4 protein-coding genes are annotated in these 2,492 nt (G+C 74.7%); all 4 read right to left on the bottom strand.

Annotation, left to right across the window (positions count from 1 at the left end; translation table 11 throughout):
* A partial coding sequence (locus EAH89_RS30685; RefSeq protein WP_140887747.1) for a transposase occupies positions 1 to 217 on the bottom strand: 217 nt, incomplete at its 3' end.
* Between the two features lie 48 nt (positions 218 to 265).
* A complete protein-coding gene (locus EAH89_RS30680; RefSeq protein WP_140887961.1) occupies positions 266 to 1,906 on the bottom strand; it encodes a glycosyltransferase in 1,641 nt (546 codons plus the stop codon).
* A gap of 34 nt (positions 1,907 to 1,940) precedes the next feature.
* Positions 1,941 to 2,132 carry a hypothetical protein gene (locus EAH89_RS30675; protein ID WP_140887958.1) on the bottom strand — a complete coding sequence of 64 codons (192 nt, stop codon included), beginning with the start codon at positions 2,130 to 2,132 and terminating at the stop codon, positions 1,941 to 1,943.
* A gap of 62 nt (positions 2,133 to 2,194) precedes the next feature.
* A partial coding sequence (locus EAH89_RS30670; protein ID WP_140887955.1) for an integrase core domain-containing protein occupies positions 2,195 to 2,492 on the bottom strand: 298 nt, incomplete at its 5' end.

The following is a 2,492-nucleotide window of genomic DNA, read 5'->3' as shown; positions in this document are numbered from 1 at the left end:
GCGGCAGATCCTTCGGCAGCGCCGCCCACTGACAGCCAGTGCTCAGGATGTACATCACCCCATTCAGCACCGCGCGCACGTCGACCGACCGCCTGTTGCCGCCGCGCTTCGCGCGCGGGATCAGCGGGCCGACGATCGACCATTCCTCATCGGTCAGATCGCTCGGGTAGCGCAGCTGGCTGCGGTCGTATCTGGGCCGGTTCTCGGGCGTCCACATGGACGCTCTTCTTCCTCAACCCGCTGCGGCGAGCCAATCACAACCGATTCAAATGCCTTCATCTGTTCCCGGATGGACACTGAGGCTCGGCAGGCCGAGGAGGAGGTACTCCGCGAGCTTCACGCTCGACCCGCCGCCGCTCTCCACGGGATTGAGCGCGACGCTCCACCCGGCCATCGCCGCGCGCAGGCGATCCGGCGGCAGGACGCCGTGCGCGAGGAGGTTGGCCGGCCGCGCGGCGGGCAGGGTCGCGCAGACGCTGCCGGCGATCTCGAAGACCGCCTCCGGGAAGGCCGGCGCCAGGTCCTCCGCGATGAAGCGAGCCGCCTCCTGGTTCGGCGGGTGGGCGGAGGCGAGGAAGCCCACGCGCAGCGGCGCCCCCGCGCCGGGCGGGGCACTTTGCGGCGCGTCCTCGGGCATGATCGCCTCGTGCGGCACCACGAGGACGCGGTCCGCGCGGCCGCCCGCCCGGAAATGGTCGGCGTCCGCCTCGCTGCAGCAGAGGACGAGGTCGGCCTCGGCCACCAGCGCGCTCTCCAGCCGCCTCGCGAAGGCGAGGGCAGGGGCGGCGAGGGGATGGCCGGCTAGGAGCTCGGCCTTCAGCGCCACCTCCACGTTGTGCGCGTGGTGGACGACGGGCACCGGGCCGGCGTCGCGCCGCAGCCCCGCGAGAAGGGGCGCCATGTAGGGGTGCTCGAAGACGACCGCGTCCAGCCTCGGCCCGAGCCCCGCGAGCAGCGCGGCAAGGGCCGGGTTCTCCGCGGCGTGCGCGGCGGCGACGAGGTCGTCGAGCGGCGCGTCGGCGAGGCGGTGCAGGTCGCGCGCGAGCCGGCGCTGCGCCGGCGCCCGCGGCAGCACGACCTCGATCACCCGCGGGCCGAGGGCCACCACGGCGGGGCGCGCGCCGAGGGTGAGCGCCACCACGTCCCGGTCGAACCCGGCGAGCAGCCCCTGGCTGCGCACCGCGCCTCCGTTGCGCGGGTCGTGCAGCGGGTAGTCGTTGAGCGCGAGGGTGACCGGGAGGATCTCCGGCCGCCGGGCGCCCGCCCCGGCCAGCGCGGGCAGCCTCTCCGCGAGCGCGCCCGGCCCGCCCTTCTCGAGGGCGGCGAGCCCGTAGAGCAGTCGGAAGGCCCGTGCCTCGGGCGAGCCGGGGCTCAGCGTCAGCGCGGCGCGCTGGGCAAGGTCGCTCTCCAGCGCCCAGAGAAGCTCGCAGGCGCCGCCGAGGTCGTGGCCGCGCAGGCCTTCCAGCGCGGCGCCGAACAGGAAGCCGGCGGGGAGGTAGACCTCCGGACGCCCGTGGCCGCGGCACGCCTCGGCGGACCATGCCGAGAAGTGCAGCACGATGTCGGCCTCCCCCGCCAGGCGGAGCAGGTCCCGGCGCAGGGCCACGTTGCGCGAGGCGGCCAGCGCGAGGCCGAGCAGCGGCGCCGGGCCCTCGACCCCCGCCTCGGCCAGCAGCGCCGCGGCCGTGACGCCCGGGGGCTCGACGCCCCGCCGCCACTCGCGCAGCCCACCCGCGGGCGCGGCCGGGAAGGCGCCGGCGTCCTCGCCCGGCAGCGGCGTGAGGAGGGTGACGGGCCATGGCGGCGGCAGGCCGAGGCAGAAGTCGAGCGCGCGCCGGTCGCCCGGCTCGGCGCCGATCACGAGGAGGCGCGGCGCCGGCGGCCGGGGGGAAGCCTCGCTGCTCATCGGCACCTCGGGCGGGGACGGTTCGGGGACGCGCTCAGCCGGGCGAGGGCGCGTCGGCCAGCAGCAGGAAGAGCTGCTCGCCGCGTTCCAGGGCCTCCGGCGAGGCCAGCAGGCCGCGAAGCATGGTGGCCGCGGGCCCCCCGGCCCGCAAGGCGTGCCCGTGGAAGCGAAGGGCCTCCGGGTCGGGCTCGCGCTGGAGGATCAGGCCGAAGGCGGCCCGGACCATCGCCTCGGGCTCCGCCTCCGCCGGCAGCGTGCCGTCGAGCGCGAAGGGCGCCCCCTCGTCTCCTAGGTGTTTGGTCCCGGGGTTTGGTGGTGCGGGTCATGGATGAACCTGGACGGTTCTTCTGTCCAGGCTTTGCAGATGGCTTCGTAGGGCGTGAGGCCGCGTAGAGTCTTCAGGCGACGGGCGAAGTTGTAGGCGGCGACGAACTGGTCGAGGTGCTGTCGGAGTTCGTCGTGCGTCTCGTAGTGGTAGCGCTTGACGGTTGCTTCCTTGATCGTGCGGTTCATCCGCTCGACCTGCCCGTTCGTCCAAGGATGCCGGGGCTTGGTCAGTCGGTGATCGATGTTGTTCTGGGCGCAG

The organism is Muricoccus nepalensis (assembly GCF_006438825.1).
Taxonomy (GTDB): domain Bacteria; phylum Pseudomonadota; class Alphaproteobacteria; order Acetobacterales; family Acetobacteraceae; genus Roseomonas; species Roseomonas nepalensis.
The sequence above is the reverse complement of the archived record's forward strand: the minus strand, read 5'-3'. Positions and strand labels throughout refer to the sequence as shown.